Source organism: Streptomyces sp. ISL-94, assembly GCF_018614075.1.
Classification (GTDB): Bacteria; Actinomycetota; Actinomycetes; order Streptomycetales; family Streptomycetaceae; genus Streptomyces.
Map to the genome: position 1 here is coordinate 1 of NZ_JAGGOZ010000071.1, position 18,053 is coordinate 18,053.

Sequence of the window (18,053 nt, forward strand, 5' to 3'; positions counted from 1 at the left end):
CGAACCCCTGCTCGGTCACAGGCCGGGCCAGATACGCCACCCGCCCCTCGGCCACCCACTGCCGCGCCGTCTCCACCAGCTCACGCATCTGCGCCGCCCCATCCCTCATGCGAGCTCACTCCCCGCAAAGCACCAGGTCAACGGCACGCTGCGGCCTCACAACCCACCCTAAGCACCACCCCCATCCCTCCCCACCCCCCAAACCCACAGACCCATCCCCACCTCCCTCGTACAGACCACCGGACATCACCGGCGTCCACGGCGGTGCAGGCGCTCAAACCTGGGTCGCCGCGGGTGTGACCACGCGCAGGTCGTCGGTGCATGCCAGGGCGAGCCACGCGCTCATGTAGGGCCCACGAAAGGGAAATGCCTGGACCGGCGCCGCGGCCAGAGGCCGCAGGGTACCGCTCCGGCCGGCTGCGTGGGACAGGTTTGCGGGGAGGCGCGAGGCGCGCGACCATGGAGCTTCCGGGTGTGGTGGTGATCGGGGTGGGCGGGGAATGTCACGACGTGACGTGAAGGCAGCAGCGGCTGATCTTCAGCTGAAGGTCGTACTTCAGGGGACCAGGCCGCCCCTGTGGCGGCGGCTCGTCATGCCGTCCGACGCGTCGCTCGGCACTCTGCACGAGGCCATCCAGCTCGCTTTCGGCTGGAGCGACGATCATCTGCACGTCTTCGCCGACGAGTTCGGCCGCAGGTACGGCACCTTCGGATCAGACAGTGCGGACGAGGACGCGGCGGCGCTCGGCGACGTCTTCACCGAGGACGGAGCGCGGCTGCGCTACACCTACGACTTCGGGGACGACTGGGAACATCGGATCACCCTGGAGCGGACGTTGCCGCGTCCGCCGGGCATGCAGCGCGCGGTGCGGTGTACCGGCGGGCGTCGCGCCGACGTGCCGGGCGAGGATATCGGCGGCGTATGGGGACTGGCGGAGGTGCTGGACCTCCTGGGCGATCCCGACGGGGCCGAGCACGAGCTGCACGGAGAGCTCATCACCGGTCTGAGCGAGCGTGGTTACAACCCGTCCGCCTTCGACCAGGACGAGATCACCCGGCGGCTCGCGCGACTGGTGCCGGACACCGTGTCCGGCACGGGAAAGCCGTCGCGCCGGGGCCTGGCCGGGAGCACCCTCGGCCGGCGGCCCGCGGCCGAGGAGGTGACCGGATGCGCGTGCGGCCGGTGCGGGACCGGAGACCTGTTCGAGTTCGATTTCGAGGACCTGGACGAGGATGCCCCTCCGCTGCGCCCGGTCACCCTGGCCCCGCGCGAGGAGCTCGTCGAGGCCGCGCTGGAAGTGCCGCTGTTCGATGCGGCGCGGCGGCTCTCCTCCTGGTGTGCCGAGGGACGGCAGATCACTGCCGGCAAGGTACTGCGGCCCGCGGCCGCCCGTGCGGTGACGGAAGAACTCGAACTGTGGAAGCTGGCCGACAGCGGCTCGATGTGGGCCGATGAGCAATCACGGGCAGCCGCGTTGAAGTCGTTGCGCAGCGCCGCGGATGTGCCGGTGCTTGACGAGCCGTGGCGGCTCGCCCTGGACGGGGGGCTGATCACACTCAGTGGGAACCGTGCGTGGGGCGGCGATGCCGACGACTTCGCCGGCGAGGACTTGCTTGAGTTCTGGTCGGGCACGCTGAGTCGGCTGCTGGAGGAGATCACGGAGACCGGGGTGCTGAACGGCCTGCCCGGCACCCTGGACGCGGTGATCGGCGGGAACCTCGCCGACGGCGGCCTGGACGAGCTGACGGCCGAGATCACCGACGGCCTGGTCGGCCTGCTGTACGACGTCCCGGACGGCGACTGGCTCGACATGGACGACGTACTCGGCCGGGCCCGCGCGGACTACCGGGGCGGCGGGGAGTTCGCGCTCGTCGAGGCGCTCTTCACCACGTCCTTCCGGGAGCTGGGGGAGGGGCTCGCGCGCTGGGGCGCGGTGGAGTACGCACCAGGCGACCGCGAGGGTGCCACCCCGGTCGAGCTGCTGCGTGCCGTGATGAACGCCATGGGGGGCAGAGAGCCGAAGGCCTTGGAGGACCTGCCGGGCGGGCCGGGCCCGGACGGCGGGCGTGCGGCCCGGATGCGGCTCACCCCGCTGGGCCGCTACGGAGTGCGCGCCCACCTGATGGAATACGGCGTCCCCGCTCCGCTGCTGGGCGAGTACGCCGAAGCGGACGCGGACACCTTGCTCACCGGCATCCTGAGCTACCCTCCCGACGCCATGCGGCAGGAGGTGGACGGCTGGCTGGAGCGCCGGAGCGCGGCCGACGCCGCGGTGTCGCTGCTCGACGCCTGCGCGGGGGAGGGACCCGAGGCGGCTGCGAAGCGGAGCATCGCCCAGTTGGTGCTCGCCGACTTCGACGACCCGCGTGCACTGAAGGTGCTGCACAAGGCGGCCGCCGCCACGACCGAGGGATGCCGACAGGTGGCCGCGGCGACGCTGGGGACGCACCCCCGGGCCGGTGAGCGGATGGAGCCGCCGGTCGACAGGGACCGGGTGGAATCGAGCGCGCTCTGGCTGATGATCGACGGTCTCTCGGTCTTCGCCGGGGTGGTGGACAGCGAGGAGCTGGCCCAGGTCCTCCGCGAGAATCGCCTGATGACGGCCGAGGCGCTCGAACAGCGGGTGGACGACCTGTGGAGGGTGGTGCACCCGGCCACCGCGCGGGTCCTCGCCGAACTGGGCGAGGGTCTGCGCGGAGTCGACAAGCGGCTGGCCAAACGGATGCGTGTGGCCGCCAACAAAGCCCGCTCCCGCTCGTGAGGGGGAAGGGGGCGGTGGACTGAGGTGGTTGTGGTGGGGCCGGGTAGTGGGTGGAGGCCCGGACAGGCAGCGGGAAAGCGGCAGGAAAGCGGCAGGACGGAACGCACAGTGGCACGGATCGCCGTACAAGAGCCGGGATCGCGCGCGAGGACCGCGCCGCCGCCGGCTGCACCGGAAGCGGTCGCCTTCGCGCGGGGGCTCCTCGACGACGGCTGGTCGGCGGTGTTCCTGCCCGGTGAGCCGGCCCGGCTGGGGCGGCTGCTGCTGTGGAGGCCCACGGGGGCGAGCGCGCCGGACGCTTCGCCCGGTGCCGCCGCCAGTGCTGCTGCTGCCGCCGCTACCGCTGCCGCCGTCGGCGTCGAGAGCCAGTCGGCGGAACTCGCGCTCCCGCACGGCCGTGGAGCGCGGCGGCGCAGCGTCAAGGGATACGTGCTGCCCGTTCCCGTCGCCGTATCCGCCCTGCTCACATCGGCGCCACCGGATCCCTCCGGCGCCGGCTGGCAGGCCGCCACCCGCCTCGCGCTGCGGCTGCTCGCAGACGGCCGGCTCCACCCCTCCCTCACCCCCGAGGGCTACGACACCTGGCAGGCGGGCCCCTTCACCGCCGCGCAGCGCCAGGCGCTCGACGCCCTTGCCGCCGCCTTCCCGCCGCACGCCCACTGCCTGCCCGTACCAGGCCCCGCCCCGGTGCGGATCGCCGAACCGGCCACGCTCGTACGCCAGTTCTGTGACGCCGTCGCGGACGCCCTGGTCCGCACCCCGGCCACGCCGCTCGCCCTGGGCGCAATGCCCTACGCCCGGCACGAGACGCGCGCCGTACCCGCCTTGCGCGAATGGGCCGAGGAGACATCCGCCGCGCTCACCGCCGAGGTCGGCGTCTCGCTGCGCGTCGAGGTACCCGCGGGCCGGCGCACGCAGTTCCGGGCCGTGCTCCAGCTGCACACCGCGGCCGATCCGGCGCTCGTCGTCGAGGCCGCTCGCCTGTGGGACGAGCCGGTCGAGGTCGAGCGGCTCCTCGGCCCGAAGGCCGAGACCGAGACGCTGCTGGCCCTGCGCCGGGGCGCCCGCGCCTGGCCGCCCCTGACGCGGCTGCTGCGGGACGCGGCCCCCGACCAGCTCCGGCTCACCGACGAAGAGGCCTTCGAACTCCTGGGGGATGCCACCGACGCGCTGGGCGCGGTCGGGATCGCCGTGCACTGGCCGCGCGAACTGGTCAAGGCGCTCACCGCCACCGCCGAGATCGGGCAGCGCACCGCCCCCGGCTCCAGCGCGGGCGGCGGCCTCCTGGACGCCGACGCGCTCCTCGACTTCCGCTGGCAGGTCTCCCTCGGCGGCGAGCCGCTCACCGAGGCCGAGATGGACGCCCTCGCCGAGGCCCGCCGCCCGCTCATCCGGCTGCGTGACCAGTGGGTGGTCGCCGACCCCAAGCTGGTGGCCCGTGCCAAACGCCGCCGGATGGAACCGCTCACGCCCATGGAGGCGCTCGGCGCCGCGCTGACCGGCGAGGCGGAGCGCGGCGGCGAGACCTTCCGCTGCGAGGCGGTCGGCGCGCTCGGCGAACTCGCCGCCCGTATCCGCGACCCCGAGACCCGAACCCCCGTCGAACAGCCCGCCGCCCTCAAGGCCACACTGCGCGACTATCAGAAGCGCGGCCTCGCCTGGCTGGCCCAGATGTCCGAACTGGGCCTCGGCGGCTGCCTCGCCGACGACATGGGTCTCGGCAAGACCATCACCCTCCTCGCCCTCCACCTGCACCGCCAGAGCGCCCGCACGACGGCCGGGCCCACCCTCGTCGTCTGCCCCGCCTCACTGCTCGGCAACTGGCAGCGCGAGGCGGAGAGGTTCGCGCCCTCCACCCCCGTACGCCGCTACCACGGCGGCGGCCGCCACCTGGACGGCCTCGCCCACGACGAGATCGTCCTGGTCACCTACGGGGTGCTGCGCCGCGACCGCGCGGTGCTCGCCGAGACCGACTGGTCACTGGTGGCCGCCGACGAGGCCCAGCACGTCAAGAACCCCTATGCCGTCACCGCCCGCGAGCTGCGCGCCCTGCCCGCCCGCGCCCGCGTCGCGCTCACCGGCACCCCCGTGGAGAACAACCTCTCCGAACTGTGGGCGCTGCTCGACTGGACCACCCCCGGCCTGCTCGGCTCGCTCACCGCCTTCCGGGACCGGCACGCCCGCCCCGTCGAAGCGGGCGAGGACCCCGAGGCGGCGGCTCGTCTCTCGCGCCTCGTACGCCCCTTCCTGCTGCGCCGCAAGAAGTCCGACCCGGGCATCGCGCCCGAGCTGCCGCCCAAGACCGAGACCGACCGCATCGTGTCCCTCACGGCGGAACAGACCAGCCTGTACGAGGCGGTGGTCCGCGAGACCATGGAGAAGATCGGGCAGTCCGAGGGCATCGCCCGGCGCGGACTGGTCCTGAAGCTGCTCACCGCGCTGAAGCAGATCTGCAACCACCCCGCCCATTACCTGCGCCAGTCCACGCCGCTGACCGGCCGTTCCGGCAAGCTCGAACTGCTCGACGAACTCCTGGACACCATCACCGCCGAGGGCGAGTCGGTGCTGGTCTTCACCCAGTACAAGCAGATGGCGACCCTCCTGGAACGGCATCTCGCCGAGCGCGGCACCCCCACCCTCTTCCTGCACGGCGGCACTCCCGTCGCCCGCCGCGAAGAGCTGGTCGAGCGCTTCCAGTCCGGCGAGGTCCCGGTCTTCCTGCTCTCCCTGAAGGCGGCGGGCACCGGACTCAACCTCACCCGCGCCACCCATGTCGTGCACTACGACCGCTGGTGGAACCCGGCCGTCGAGGACCAGGCCACCGACCGCGCCTACCGCATCGGCCAGGACCGGCCGGTCCAGGTCCACAAACTCATCGCCGAGGGAACCGTGGAGGACAAGGTGGCCCGCCTCCTCGAATCCAAGCGGGCGCTCGCCGACGCCGTCGTCGGCTCCGGCGAAGCCGCCCTGACCGAACTGTCCGACGCCGATCTCGCCGAACTCGTTGCCCTGGGGAGGCAATCGTGACCCCTTCGCCCGCTGGACGGCCCTCCGTACCCGGCCGCGGCCGGCGTGCCTTCGCCGCCACATGGTGGGGCCAGGCCTGGGTCGCCGCCCTGGAGGACTCCACCCTGGACGCCGGCCGCCTCTCGCGCGGCCGCACCTACGCCCGCAAGGGCCTGGTCGGCGCGACCATCGTTGCCCCCGGCCAGGTCAAGGCCCCCGTCCAGGGCAGCCGCCCGCGCCCCTATCGCTCCTCGGTCCACCTGCCCGTACTGACCGACGCGCAGTGGGACACCCTCTTCGACACCATCGCGGCCCGCGCCGGACATCTCGCCGCGCTCCTCGACAGCGAGATGCCCGCCGAACTCGTCGACGACGCCCGGGAAGCGGGTGTACCGCTGCTGCCCCGGCCCACCGAGCTCGACCCCGAATGCTCCTGCCCTGACTGGGGCTACCCCTGCAAGCACGCTGCCGCACTCTGCTACGCCATCGCCGCCACCATCGACGCCGACCCGTTCGTCCTCTTCGCGCTGCGCGGCCGTACCCGCGAGGAGGTCTTCACCCAGCTGCGCGCTCGCCGCACGAAAACCCAGAACAGGGCGGCCTCACCAGCCGGCATCCCGGCCGCCGCCGCGTACGCCCGCTGGACCGCACACGCCCGTCAGCTCCCCGAACTCCAGGACCTCCCCGGCCCCGTCCCTCTCACAGCCGCGCTGCCCGTCGCCCCGCCACCCGAAAGCGGCCTGACCGCAGCCGACCTGGAGCGGCTCATGACCGACACCGCAGCACGGGCCGCGAGGCTCCTCGCCGGCGACACCACCAGCCTGCACCTGACCGTGCGACAGGACGCGGTACGGATCGCCGCGGGCCTGCCCGGACCGCAGTGGCCGCGCACCCTGATCCAGGGCACAGGAGCCAACCCGAACGAGCTCACCCGCCTCACTCGCGCCTGGCAGCACGGCGGCCCCACCGGCATCGTGGTCGCCGAGCAGCCCAGCACCCCTGCCCCCGCGGCGATGGCGGCCGCCCGTACCGCCCTTGCCGAAGCCCTCGCCGAGATGACCGACGGCCCCGTCCTCCTCAAGGCGTGGCGCAACCGCCTCACCCTCGCCGACCGGGACATTCAGCTGCGTCTGGGCCCCGACGCCCGCTGGTACCCCTACCTCCAACACGACGACGACTGGTGGCCCGCCGGCCCACCCGACCCGGACCCGGTCGCCGCCCTCACCACGGTCTGGCGGCAGACCGGAGGCTGACCTGAGGCCGTCATGCATCTGGAACGCAGTGAAAATGCAATCACCGCCTGGAGGTCACCGTGGGTACGCAGACGATTGGGTTCGCGGTGTCGGACGCGGACCGGGCGGCACTGGATGAGCTGGTCGAATACTTCGGTGGCGGGAACAGGTCGGCGTACCTCCGGGCCACGATAAAGATCATGAAGTCGGTGAAGCTGGCCGAGGAACTGCGGGAGGTCCAGGCTTACGGAGAGCGGAAGCTCGCGGAGCAGGGTGCCTCGCTGGCTGACGTCACGGCCATCACCCGCCGGGTCCTGAAGGGGCGGGAATGAGCGAGCCCGTACCGGTCGTCTACGACGTCAACGTCCTGGTGGGCGCGGCGGCCGGTGGCAACAGCCCCTTCCGTTCCTGGCCCTCGCCTCCGCCCACGTCGGGCAATCCGTTCGGTGGACGGCATGCGCCGGCACCGCCGCCGCTGACGATTCCGGCCAGTCGCGGCGACATGTGACGGGCCGTAGAAGGGTCAGGGGTTGGGCAGGCCCGCGGCGTCGAAGCGGCGCATCAGGGAGGGCTTGCCGCGGTGCGTTTCGCGCAGTGCGCCGGCGCGCTGGTCGAAGGCGGTGCCGGTGTCCGCGCGGGCGTGGATCTCTCGCAGGTCGGTGAGCAGGGTGACCGCGATGTCATAGGGGCCGGCCTTCTTCTCCGCGATCAACTTGTCAACGTCCTGCCATGCCTGTTCGGTGTCCTGGGCGAGCCGGTCCAGGTGTGCGTCCCGGGCCCGCGAGATGCCCAGGGCCCGCGCACGCGCGGCGGCGGCCTTGACTTCCGCTTCCTGTCGGGTGCGTTCGGCGCGGTGCAGGTGGGCGGCGTCCAACAGTTGGGCGGCGGTGCGGCGCTCGGCGCCGGCGGGCGGGCCGGGCAGGTGGGCGGCGCGGTAGCGGGCGAGGAGCTGTGGGCCGGGCTGCGGTGCGGTGCCGAGGGCGGCGTCCACGAGCAGGCTGTCCTTCTCCTCGGCGGGAAGCGCATGGATGAACGCGGCCAGGGCCTTGCGGTCCACGGCCGTCTGCGGGGCGGGGGCGGCGGCCTGGGCGGCGACGGTCAGAAGGTCGGGGTCCACGCGCAGGAAGTCGGCCAGGGCGCGCTGCGACCCGGTGAGTTCGCCGAGCCCGGCCGGTACCGGGGGCTCGGTCTCCCGGGCGTACTCCTCGTCTTCGTCCTCGGCCGGCTCCCACATGCCCAGAGCGGCGAGCCAGGCCAGATACAGGCCGCGTAGATCACCGGCCGCGAGTTCGGCGCGCAGTCCGATGAACGCGGACAGCGAGAAGGAGGACTCGAAGTCCCACTCGCCGCCGTCCTCGCCGGACAGCTGGAAGTCGAGGAGAGTGTGCCCGGAGCGGGTCCACACGCTCAGTGACTCCTCCAGGGCGTAGGGGGCGGCCGCCGTGGCGGGGAGGAGGGCGGCGGGCAGGCGCAGGACCAGACGGCGGCTGCCCCAGTTCGCGTAGTAGAGGTGGGCGTCGTAGAGCCGCTCGACCATCTTGGTCGTATCGCCCCGGAAGTCGCCCCACTGGTACTCGTTGCTGAAGCTCGTCGCCGTGATGTGGGCCCGTGTGGACAGGGCCCGCACCTGCGTCAGCTCGTCCTCGCTCAAGGGCCGGTCGACGGCCAGGAACTCGTAGTACTGATACTCGCTCACGGTCCCATACCCTACCGCCGCGGCGGGTGTGGTCGCATGGGGGGATGAACGAGGAGAGCGCCCCGACCGGGCTGGCAGGGCTGGTGGACGGCCTGCGCAGGGACCGGCGGCGCGGGCCGTACGCCGGCCATGGGGAGTACGTCCACACCGCGTGGGCCGTGCACGAGGCAGCCGGGCACCTGCTGGAGGCCGGACGGGCCGCCGAGGCCGCACCACAGCTCCGCAAGGCCGTCGACCGGATCACGGCCGCGCTGATGTACCTCGACGACTCCTCCGGCATGGCCGGGGACGCCCTGCGCGCCCTGACCCCGCTCTACGGGAAGGCCCTCGCCGCGGCCCCGCCCAAGAACCCCGCACCGCTCGCGAACTGGATCGCCAAGACCACCTTCGACGGACCCGGCTGGCCCGACATCCGCCTGGCCGACTTCCACGCCGCCCTCGGCCCGGCGGGTACCGCCCGGCTGGCCGCCCTCGTGGAGGAACGCGCCGCCACCCTCGCGGCCACCGAACGCTTCGGCCTCGGCTTCCACGTCCAGGACCTGCGCGAACAGCTCGCCGCGCTCTCCGGCGACACCGACGCCTACATCGCCGTGGTCGCCCGCTCCCTGACCAACCCCGGCCAGTACGGCAAGATCGTCCAGGCCCTGTGCGAGGCCGCCCGGAGTGCGGAAGCGCTCGACTGGGCACGCCGGGGCATCGAAGCCCACGCCACCAACCCGTACCTGCCGCCGCTGCGCGACCAGCTCGTCGCCCTCCTCATCGCCGACGGCCGGCGCGACGAGGCCCTGGCCGTGCGCCAGGACGCCTTCACCCGCACCCCCGTGCACAAGGCCTTCGTGTCCCTGGCCACCACCGCCGCCCGGCTGGACAGCCCCGAGACCGTCACCTGGGCCCTCGGTCACCTGAGGGAACGCCTCGCGGCCGACCCCGCCCACTCCTCCCCCCTCGTCCGCGAACTCATCGCCTGCCTCCGCGAGGTGGGTGATGCCGACGCGGCCTGGCAGGCCGCCACCACACACCTGCCGGACCTGTCGAAGTACACCCTCCAGGAGCTCATCGAGGAGCGCCGCACCACCCACCCCGCAGACGTGATCGGCCCCTACCGGCGACTGATCGACCTCTACCTCGCGGAGGGCGGCAACAAGTACCGCTACCAGTACGCCGCACGCCACCTGAAAGCTTTGCGCACCGTGCACCGCGAACTCGGCAACGAACCGGAGTTCACCGGCTACCTGGACGCCCTGCGGGCCGAACACAAGCGCAAGACCAGCTTCATCGCCCGCCTCGACCAGGCAGGCCTTGGCTGACCGAGGGGCAGGGCGTGACGTCCTCGGAGTTGGAAGGTGAGCGCGGTGACGGGCCCAGGAGCCGCGAGGGCCGAGGCACAGCACATGGCGTCGCCGGCGTCCGGGCCCGGCGGGTGGCCCTGAGACGGGACTCCGAGGGGCGGGCCGACAGGTCCCGCCCAGGACCGGCGGCCCGTGCGCCCCGCTCGGCGGATCAGTTCCCGCCGCGATCCGGGCCGCTGCTCAGCCCAGGCGAGAGACGAACGCCTGCCAGGCGTGGTGGCCGAAACCGATCACGGGCCCGGCGGGCCGCTTGCTGTCGCGGACGGGAACGACGCCGGGGAGGTTGTCGGCGACCTCGACGCACTCTCCCTGCCCGCCGCTGTAGCTGCTGACGCGCCACGCTGCTCCGGTGAGGTCAGGGAGGGGGGAGTGGGTCTGGCTCATGGTCGGTGCTCCTTGGCGATGCGGCGGATCAGCCCGAGCGATTCCGGGGGTGGCAGCGCGGAGATGCGAGCGTCATCGAAGAGTGCCCGGTACTGGGCGACTTCGGACTCCTGTTCCATCCAGATATTGCCCGTGGGCGTCTCCGTCAGTACCAGGTTCTGCGCCGAAACCCGTGGAAAGCTCATCAGCAGGTACGGGCCGAACATACCCGAGTGGGCGCCGCGCGAGTACGGGAGCACCTGGACGGTGACATTGGGCTGCTCGGCCATTTCCGCGAGGTGCTCCAACTGGTCGTGCATGACCTGGGGCCCGCCGACCTGCTGGTGCAACACTCCCTCGGCAAGGACGGCCCAGAGCTCCAACTGCCTCTCACCTGTGAGCCGCTCCTGCCGGGCCAGCCGCACCCGTACGAACTGCTCGACTTCCTCAGCGCTCTGCCAGGCCCGCGAGGCGACGGTTACGGCTCGCCCGTACTCCGCCGTCTGGAGGAGACCCGGCATGAGCTGGACCTGGAAGGTCCTGATGCTGTCGCAGATGTCCTCCATCTCGATGTAGTCGCGGTAGGTGTCGGCGAGTACAGGCCCGTACTCATGCCACCACCCTTCGCGGCGGCGCCGGTTGGCTCGCTGGGCCAGGGCGCCCAACCGCTCCCGGATCCCCGCATCGCCCACCGCGTACGCGTCCATGAGCGCGACGAGGTCTGGCGTCCGGACTGGGACATGGCCGTTCTCGATGCGGCTGATCTTGCCGCCGGTGCAGTCGAGGGCCTTCGCGGCTGCGGCGGTGGTGAGGCCCGCCGCCTCGCGCAGGCGCCGGAGTTCGTCGCCGAGCTGGCGCCCGAGCACGGTGGATGGCTTCACGTTCGGCATAGGTAACTCCCTATCAGAACCGTGCGCTTGGCGTTCGCCAGCTACTCGTATGAGTGAATCCCGCCGTCATGCGACATTCAATATTGCATCAATCGCATCTGCACGCCACGCTTCTCGTGGCCGATCCCAATCGCTCGGCCTGCAACGGGACTTGATCGACAGTCATCGACCCCCAGGGGGCTGCTGTGACCACACTCGACGACGTTTCCTTCCGCTTGCCCCGCCGTGCCCGGAGCGTGCCCAGGGCCCGCGCGGCACTGCACGCCGTACTCGGAGGCTGGGGCGCGGGCGACGACCTGCTCGACACCGCAGAACTCGTACTCTCCGAGCTCGTCACCAACGCCCTGCGCGTACGGGTACCCGCCGACCGCCAGGTCGGCGTACGCATCGCCCACTCATCCACCGACGGACTGCTCCGCCTGGAGGTGAGCGACGCCGGGTCCGGCCGGCCGGAGCTCACCCACCCCGCCACCGAAGACGAACACGGCCGCGGCCTCCACGTAGTCGACGCGCTCAGCCACCGCTGGGGCGTCAGCCCCCGCCCCGGCGGCATCGGCAAAACGGTCTGGTCGGAACTGAAGGCCCCCGCGCTCGACCCCGCACCCCCGGCCAGGCATCTCGCGGCGATCGCCATCCGAGCCGGTCAGCACGTCCGCGCCTGGGGAGCCTGGCACACGGTCCGCAGCGTGGCCACGCTCCGCCACACCACAGGCAGCCTGACGGTCACCCTCACCCTGGCCGACGGCCCCCCACTCCGCCTCCCCGCGGCAGAACCTGTCGCCGTCCGGGGGCTCCCGTAGAGTGAAACGAACCGCAGGCAAGGAGGCGTCACAGTGGCCGGCCCAGCCCAGCACCCCATCCCCGTCCGCCGCGGCCACCTGCGCGAGGCCGCCGAGCGCATCGAGCGGGCCACGGGCATGCGCGTGGAGATCATCGGCGGCACCCTCGTGATGTCCCCGAGCCCGAGCGGCAAGCACGCCGGCATCGTCATCGACCTGCGCGACGCGATCCGCCCAGGCCTCTCCACCGCCTACGAGGCGTACGAGAACGTCTCCATCCCCATGCCCGACGACCCCGACGACTACTCGACCCCGGACCTGACCATCGGACCCCGCGCCTTCAAAGAGGACGACGGCTGGCTCCTGGACGCCGACGCCATCGCGCTGGCAGTCGAGGTCATCTCCCCGAGCGAGCGCCTGAAAGGCATCAACGAGAAGACCGCCTGGTACGCGGCCGCCCGCGTCCCCCGCCTCCTCCAGATCGACCCCCGCACGGGCACGTGGTCCCTCTTCACCCGCCCCTCGGAGGACGAATACAAGGCCGTCACCCACGGCAAGTACGGCGACCCCGTCCCCCTCCCTACCGTCCTCGGCGGCAACCTCCCCACCTCCGACCTCCCCCAATACGGCCCACCCCCGGTCCGCTGACGGTGAACTTGTTCCAGTCCCCGTCATATGCGCCGATGACTGCACTTACGGTGAGCAGATCAACGGGCGGTACCCGTGACAGACGGGCTGATTGCTCCCGGTGTGGGAAGCGTCAGTTGACTCGGCGGTTGCCGGGAGGAACTTCGCTCCGGTGCATACCTACGACGACGGAGCCGGGACCCTCCGAGGACAGACTTCTCCGAATCAGTTCAATGACGTGATCCGAGCCGGTGCCGCGCGTGCCGATCCACCCATCCCTGAGCAGTGTGGTGAAGGTGGTGTTGTTCAGATATCGGGGGATTGACTGCTCGACGATGCGTGTCCCACCGGATGGCCCCTCGGCCTCGGGGCGCTGAAGCAGTTCCCAGAAGTGCTCTCGCGTGAGGTACATGCCAGGGATGAGCGCGGCGGAGTTCATCATGAAGGGAGTGGTTCGGCAAAGCTTGACCATGCTCGGCGTGGTGACCAGGCGCGGATCTCCGACCGCCTCGGGGGCGTGGCTCATACTCCACCACGCGTCCTCGGCCTCACAGTCGGCATCCACGGCCTCCATCCGCTTCAGCTCACGCTCGCCAGTGCCGTCGTGCCAGTAGACCCAGCGGCTCCCGCTCTGGCGCATGCGCTTGTATTGGACCACTGCCACGCTGTGCGCGTACTCGTTGACGTAGATCATGTCGACGCCCATCACGGACTCCGCGTTAGTGCGATTGGCGTTGAAGACGAACAACCGGTGAGGCGACTCGGTGCTGCGGCGGTAGATCCGCCAGCCGACCTGTACGGCGTTCTCCCCGCCCATGCCGGGAAAATGCATGTAATCATGGACGATCTGCTGGTCCTCGATCTGTCGGAGAGCGGGCAACCCTTCGAGGAATGGGATGGAGCGGGAGCGAGGGTCTTCCGCATGAAGCGGCGGCGGTTGCCACGCTTCGAGGGGATCGCGGTCCATTCCGGTCGCTTCCAGGAGGGTGCCCACAGCGTCCTTCTCAAGGCTCAGCCGTTCTCCGACCTCCCCTGTAGGAGGATTGGCACCCAGGCCGATCTCCAGGCCGTCCAACACCTCGCTCAGTTCTCGCCGCAGGTTTCGGACGGCGTCGAGCAGATTGCGGCCCGCCGCCGGCGGCATGCGCCCGTCATCCTTCAGGAACCGGCGGCCTGCCCCCATGGCACTCTCGAGCTCGACAAGCGGCAAAGGTCGCTCGAATACGGTGAAATCGCGTGCGATCAGTGCTCGCTCGTAGGTGCCTGATCGTCTGCCCGGGAAAACACTGCCCACTCCGATGATCTTGCGCTGCTCGTAGCTGGAATGGCGGTCGGTGAAGAAGGCGAGGCACCACACGCGTGGCTTCCTCCACTCCTTGTGCGGATAGGCGAAGGTCCGCTCACCACGCGTCAACCATGCCGGAGGCTTCTCGGGCAGCCGTTCCAGCATCAACGCGGTGCTGTGCACCAGAGCGACGGCGAGCATCTATGGCCTCCTGCGCGCGTCAGAGGGTTGACCTGCATTGTGGGTCCAGAACCGTTCAGCAAGTGAGCTACTGCCATTCGGCCACAGGCTGGCGGAAGCAAGCGGTCACGTGTCCGGGCCCCGGTCGTCCAGTTCACCTGCATGTACTTCGGCGGACTGCGTCCGGCTGAAACTATCGCCCCCCACTCGGCGCCCGAGCGTCAGCCCAGCACCTTGGCGATCGCGAGAGCGATCCGCTCGACCCAGTCGATCGCGTCGGTGACATCCGCGTCGGAGATGGGCCTGCGCTGCTTCAGAGACCCGTCGATCAGATCCGAGTAGTGAGCGATCTTGTTGCGGCGCTCGGTGATGGAGATGTACTGCTTCTTCAGGGTCTGCTCGGTCATCGAGGTGCGGCCGTGGTTCCACTCGTTGAGCTGGGCCGCAGCCTTGGCCCAGATGTTCTCCTCCGTCGCCAGCTTCAGCGCTTCGCTGATCTTGCGCGGGTTCTGGAGGGACGCGTTGCCCCACTTCGCCTTCACGCCCTCCAGGACGGCGTCCGCCAGCGTGGTGGTACCCCGCTGGACCTCCTCGATCTTCACGAGCGGGAGCTCGAACTGGCGCAGCTGGTACGGCATGTCCGGACTGTCCTGGGCCGCGAGCTCCGCCACCCGGCGGAACAGCTCCTCGTGGAACCAGTGGTCGATCGCGCTGACGGCCTGCACCCAGGCGGCACGGTAGAAGTCGCCGATGTCGAAGACGGGGGACTGGAACGCGGCCAGACTCTGGCCGGCCACGACCATCTTCCGGGCGTACTCGATGTTGGTGCGGAACGCCTGGAACTCGCGCGTCTGCGGATACGGAACTGCCATGGGATGCCCCCGTCTCGCTGCTTGAACTGTTTCAAGATCCCGGCGAGGACGGGGGCGGGTCAACCCGATTGATGTCAGTCGGCTTCGCCTGGCTGGATCTCATCCGTATCGGCCGAGATCTCGCCACCCAGCGCCTCCGCGATAGCAGCGAACTCGCTGAGGGCCGCCTGCAGATCCTCGACGATCTCCTGGGCGATCACCTCGGGCGGGAGCAGGCTGTCGGCGTCGTCGAGTGCCGGGTCCTTCATCCACGTGATGTCGAGGTTGACCTTGTCGCGGGCGATCAGCTCTTCATAGTCGAAGCACTTGAAGCGCTCGGTCTCGACGCGTTCGGTGCGCGACTTGCCCGGCAGGTACGCCTCGACGAACTCCTCCAGAGCGGCACGGGTGAGCGGGTGCTGCTTGAGGGTGAAGTGCTTGGCAGTGCGGAAGTCGTACACCCAGAGCTTGGAGGTGTTGGCCCCCTTGCTGCGGGGCGGCTTCTTCTCGAAGAATAGGACGTTGGCCTTCACGCCGCCCGCGTAGAAGATGCCAGTCGGGAGGCGCAGGATCGTGTGCAGGTCGAACTCTTCGAGCAGGCGACGGCGCACCTTCTCGCCCGCGCCGCCCTCGAAGAGGACGTTGTCGGGGAGGACCACGGCCGCGCGGCCGTTCATCTCCATCAGCGACATGATGTGCTGGAGGAAGTTGAGCTGCTTGTTTGTGGTGGTGGCGCGGAAATCGTCCCGCTCGTAGGAGATGTCTTCCTTGTCGGCCTTGCCGTCGGTACCGATGACGGTGATGGCCGACTTCTTGCCGAAGGGCGGGTTGGCGAGGACGAGGGAGGCGTGACGGGCGGGCTTGTCGGCGAGGGCGTCGCCTTCCGTGATGAGGGACTTGCCGTCGGCGTCACCGATGCCGTGGAGAAGCATGTTCATCGCGGCGAGCCGGGCGGTGCCGGTCACCAGCTCATTGCCCCAGATTTTGCCGTCGCCGAGGGCGAGCCGATCCTCGCGGGAGAGGTTCTGCATGTGGTGCTTGCGGATGTAGGAGTGCGCGGCGATCAGGAAGCCGGCGGTTCCGCAGGCGGGGTCGGTGATGGTGTCCTCGGGGCGGGGCTGCATGACGTCGACCATCGCGTCGATGAGCGCGCGAGGGGTGAAGTACTGGCCGGCGCCGGTCTTGGTGTCCTCGGCGCCCTTGGCGAGCAGGCCTTCGTAGGCGTCGCCCTTGAGGTCCGTGCCCTGGATCGTCCAGTCCTCCCTGCCAATGAGGTCGACGACCAACTTTTCCAGGAGGGCGGGCTCGGTGATGCGGTTCTGCGCCTTGGCGAAGATCGTGCCGAGGGTGGTGCCGGGATTCTTGCCGAGGGCGGCGAGGATCTCCCGGTAGTGGACTTCGAGGTCGATGCCCTTCTTGGAGGCGAGCGACTGCCAGTCGTACTCCGGAGGTACGACGGCCTTGGCCTCCTTCTCGGTGAAGGGGTCAGAGGTGATTTCGTCGGCCATCTTGAGGAAGAGCAGGTATGAGAGCTGCTCGACGTACTCGATGGTGGACAGGCCGTTGTCGCGCAGGACGTTGCAGTAGTTCCAGAGCTTGGCGACCAGGGTGTTGGTGTGGGCGTGGGCCTGGGCGGGGGATGCGGGGGTCACAGCGGAAGCTCCTGCTGAACGGCGGTGGTGGGGGCGGGGGTCGTGCTCGCGGGTGGCGGCGGAGCCGCTGCGGTGGCCGCCTGCTTCTGGGGCCTCCGCGCGGCCCGCTTGACCTTCCCGCCGTGCTGCGCCTCCCGTTCGCCCGTGATCCGCTCCAGCAGTACGGACGCGGGCTCGTCGGCGGGGTCCTGGGAAACGAGCTTGCCACTGAAGGCGTGCCTCAGCAGAGACTGTCGCAGGTGGGCGGATCGATGAAGCGCGCGGCTGGTGATGGCGGCAGTGCGATCAACTGTTTCGTGCCATTCGCGCAGCTCTCCAAGCAGCCTTAGCTGTTCGGCATGGGGTGGCACTGGGATTGGGAAGGCCGCCAGTTTGGTTCCGTTTACGTTGGCCTGTCCGACCTGCTGAGTAGCAACGGATGCCACGTACCGCCGTCCTTCAGGACTATTAATGCACAGGCTCACCCATTCTGGTTCGATGCCAGGGGCGAGCTGACATCTGATGAGATATGAGGCAAAAGTTGCAGGGCCCATGTTGGACCGGTATATGGCTGACTTGCCGACCAGTTCCGCACTGTTGGTGCGGTTGAACAGAAGATCGCCGTCAATTAGTGTTAGCTTCGTGATGTCCGGGTGATCAACCGGAAGATACTTGAGCTTCTGCAGATCCAAGTGGCCGTCCTGGATGTTTCCCATTCGCAGTACGGGCACGTCACCCTCAGCCGGATCTGTGTGTGCCTTGGCTGAGGTCCCGTACTCGATATTGCGGCAAAGTCTGCCTAGAGGTTGGACGGACCAGTGAGATGGCAGGCGGATATGCGGACTGAGGGCGGCTGGCTCTGCCCGCTTGCGGCGTCCACCCTTCGAGGCGGTAAGAGATAGATAGTCATTTACCCGTTCGAGCAGGTCATCGACCAACCCATCTTCATCACTAGGGCTGACCAAGGCGCCATTCATTGCCCGTTCGACGGCTGATCTCTGAAGAGCTCGGGAGCGGATCTGTGCCTTGTCAAGAGAAGCCGCAGAGGCATCGAGCCGGGAAAGGTGGTCTTCGAGGGCTTCGACGATGCGGTGCTGCTCAGTGAGCGGCGGTAGCGGGATCCTGATTGCTTCCAGGATCTCTTGGTTGATCTTGTAGATGCCTGCGGTGGTGCGTGCCGCCTTCTCGATCTGGGTCCGCACGATGGGAGACTCCCAGATTTGGCGCAAATAGCCCGGAGTAATTAGGTCGGGGTGCGTCCGAACCCGGATCATGGTGTCGGGAAATGCCGATGGAAACGGTACGCGGCGGACGAGAGCCCCTCGCCCCACCAATTTCAAGGACCCATTCCCGCGACTCAGGAGGAAATCTCCTTCGGATGCAAGGAAGGGCGCGGCCTGTT

At 69.8% G+C, this 18,053-nt stretch carries 15 protein-coding genes; 8 read left to right on the plus strand and 7 right to left on the minus strand.

All coding sequences use genetic code 11. The annotated features are described in order from the left end of the window. Positions 1-500: 500 nt before the first annotated feature. The 5 genes from J7E94_RS22065 to J7E94_RS22085 all read left to right on the plus strand — a co-directional run bounded on the left by J7E94_RS22065 (position 501) and on the right by J7E94_RS22085 (position 7,508). Positions 501-2,762, plus strand: coding sequence for a plasmid pRiA4b ORF-3 family protein (locus J7E94_RS22065; RefSeq protein ID WP_215018095.1), 2,262 nt, complete (start codon positions 501-503; stop codon positions 2,760-2,762). Between the two features lie 108 nt (positions 2,763-2,870). Continuing rightward, positions 2,871-5,789, plus strand: coding sequence for a DEAD/DEAH box helicase (locus J7E94_RS22070; protein ID WP_215018097.1), 2,919 nt, complete (start codon positions 2,871-2,873; stop codon positions 5,787-5,789). Next, entirely contained in the window at positions 5,786-7,021 is a 1,236-nt protein-coding gene (locus J7E94_RS22075; protein WP_215018099.1) for an SWIM zinc finger family protein, read from the plus strand. Before J7E94_RS22070 ends, J7E94_RS22075 begins: the two co-directional genes overlap by 4 nt. A 59-nt stretch (positions 7,022-7,080) precedes the next feature. After that, positions 7,081-7,332, plus strand: coding sequence for a hypothetical protein (locus tag J7E94_RS22080; protein WP_215018100.1), 252 nt, complete (start codon positions 7,081-7,083; stop codon positions 7,330-7,332). Then, on the plus strand, positions 7,329-7,508 hold the full coding sequence (locus J7E94_RS22085; protein ID WP_215018102.1) for a hypothetical protein: 180 nt from the start codon (positions 7,329-7,331) through the stop codon (positions 7,506-7,508). Before J7E94_RS22080 ends, J7E94_RS22085 begins: the two co-directional genes overlap by 4 nt. Before the next feature lie 15 nt (positions 7,509-7,523). Here the strand turns inward: J7E94_RS22085 and J7E94_RS22090 are convergent, their stop codons facing one another. After that, positions 7,524-8,696 (minus strand): hypothetical protein, encoded by a 1,173-nt coding sequence (locus J7E94_RS22090; protein WP_215018104.1) that lies wholly within the window; start codon positions 8,694-8,696, stop codon positions 7,524-7,526. Between the two features lie 44 nt (positions 8,697-8,740). Here J7E94_RS22090 and J7E94_RS22095 point away from each other — a divergent pair, with 44 nt between their 5' ends. Beyond that, the gene (locus tag J7E94_RS22095) at positions 8,741-10,003 is read left to right on the plus strand and encodes a DUF6880 family protein (RefSeq protein WP_215018106.1); all 1,263 of its coding nucleotides are present in this window, start codon (positions 8,741-8,743) and stop codon (positions 10,001-10,003) included. Between the two features lie 222 nt (positions 10,004-10,225). Here the strand turns inward: J7E94_RS22095 and J7E94_RS22100 are convergent, their stop codons facing one another. Both J7E94_RS22100 and J7E94_RS22105 read right to left on the minus strand, forming a co-directional pair. After that, positions 10,226-10,429 carry a DUF397 domain-containing protein gene (locus tag J7E94_RS22100; RefSeq protein ID WP_215018108.1) on the minus strand — a complete coding sequence of 68 codons (204 nt, stop codon included), beginning with the start codon at positions 10,427-10,429 and terminating at the stop codon, positions 10,226-10,228. Further along, positions 10,426-11,298 carry a helix-turn-helix transcriptional regulator gene (locus J7E94_RS22105; RefSeq protein WP_215018110.1) on the minus strand — a complete coding sequence of 291 codons (873 nt, stop codon included), beginning with the start codon at positions 11,296-11,298 and terminating at the stop codon, positions 10,426-10,428. The genes J7E94_RS22100 and J7E94_RS22105 overlap by 4 nt, the downstream gene beginning before the upstream one ends. Before the next feature lie 185 nt (positions 11,299-11,483). Here J7E94_RS22105 and J7E94_RS22110 point away from each other — a divergent pair, with 185 nt between their 5' ends. Together J7E94_RS22110 and J7E94_RS22115 are read left to right on the plus strand one after the other, a co-directional pair. Continuing rightward, a complete protein-coding gene (locus tag J7E94_RS22110; RefSeq protein WP_215018112.1) occupies positions 11,484-12,098 on the plus strand; it encodes an ATP-binding protein in 615 nt (204 codons plus the stop codon). A gap of 33 nt (positions 12,099-12,131) precedes the next feature. Next, positions 12,132-12,725: a Uma2 family endonuclease gene (locus tag J7E94_RS22115; protein WP_215018114.1), complete on the plus strand. Its 594-nt coding sequence runs from the start codon at positions 12,132-12,134 to the stop codon at positions 12,723-12,725. Between the two features lie 112 nt (positions 12,726-12,837). On the opposite strand, the gene J7E94_RS22120 is transcribed toward J7E94_RS22115, so the two are convergent. The 4 genes from J7E94_RS22120 to J7E94_RS22135 form a co-directional block, all read right to left on the minus strand. Next, entirely contained in the window at positions 12,838-14,190 is a 1,353-nt protein-coding gene (locus J7E94_RS22120; protein ID WP_215018116.1) for a hypothetical protein, read from the minus strand. A 200-nt stretch (positions 14,191-14,390) separates the two neighbouring features. Further along, a complete protein-coding gene (locus J7E94_RS22125; protein WP_215018117.1) occupies positions 14,391-15,041 on the minus strand; it encodes a hypothetical protein in 651 nt (216 codons plus the stop codon). A 74-nt stretch (positions 15,042-15,115) separates the two neighbouring features. Continuing rightward, on the minus strand, positions 15,116-16,672 hold the full coding sequence (locus J7E94_RS22130) for a class I SAM-dependent DNA methyltransferase (protein WP_215018119.1): 1,557 nt from the start codon (positions 16,670-16,672) through the stop codon (positions 15,116-15,118). Further along, positions 16,669-17,853, minus strand: coding sequence for a restriction endonuclease subunit S (locus tag J7E94_RS22135; protein WP_215018120.1), 1,185 nt, complete (start codon positions 17,851-17,853; stop codon positions 16,669-16,671). The genes J7E94_RS22130 and J7E94_RS22135 overlap by 4 nt, the downstream gene beginning before the upstream one ends. Positions 17,854-18,053: the final 200 nt, after the last annotated feature.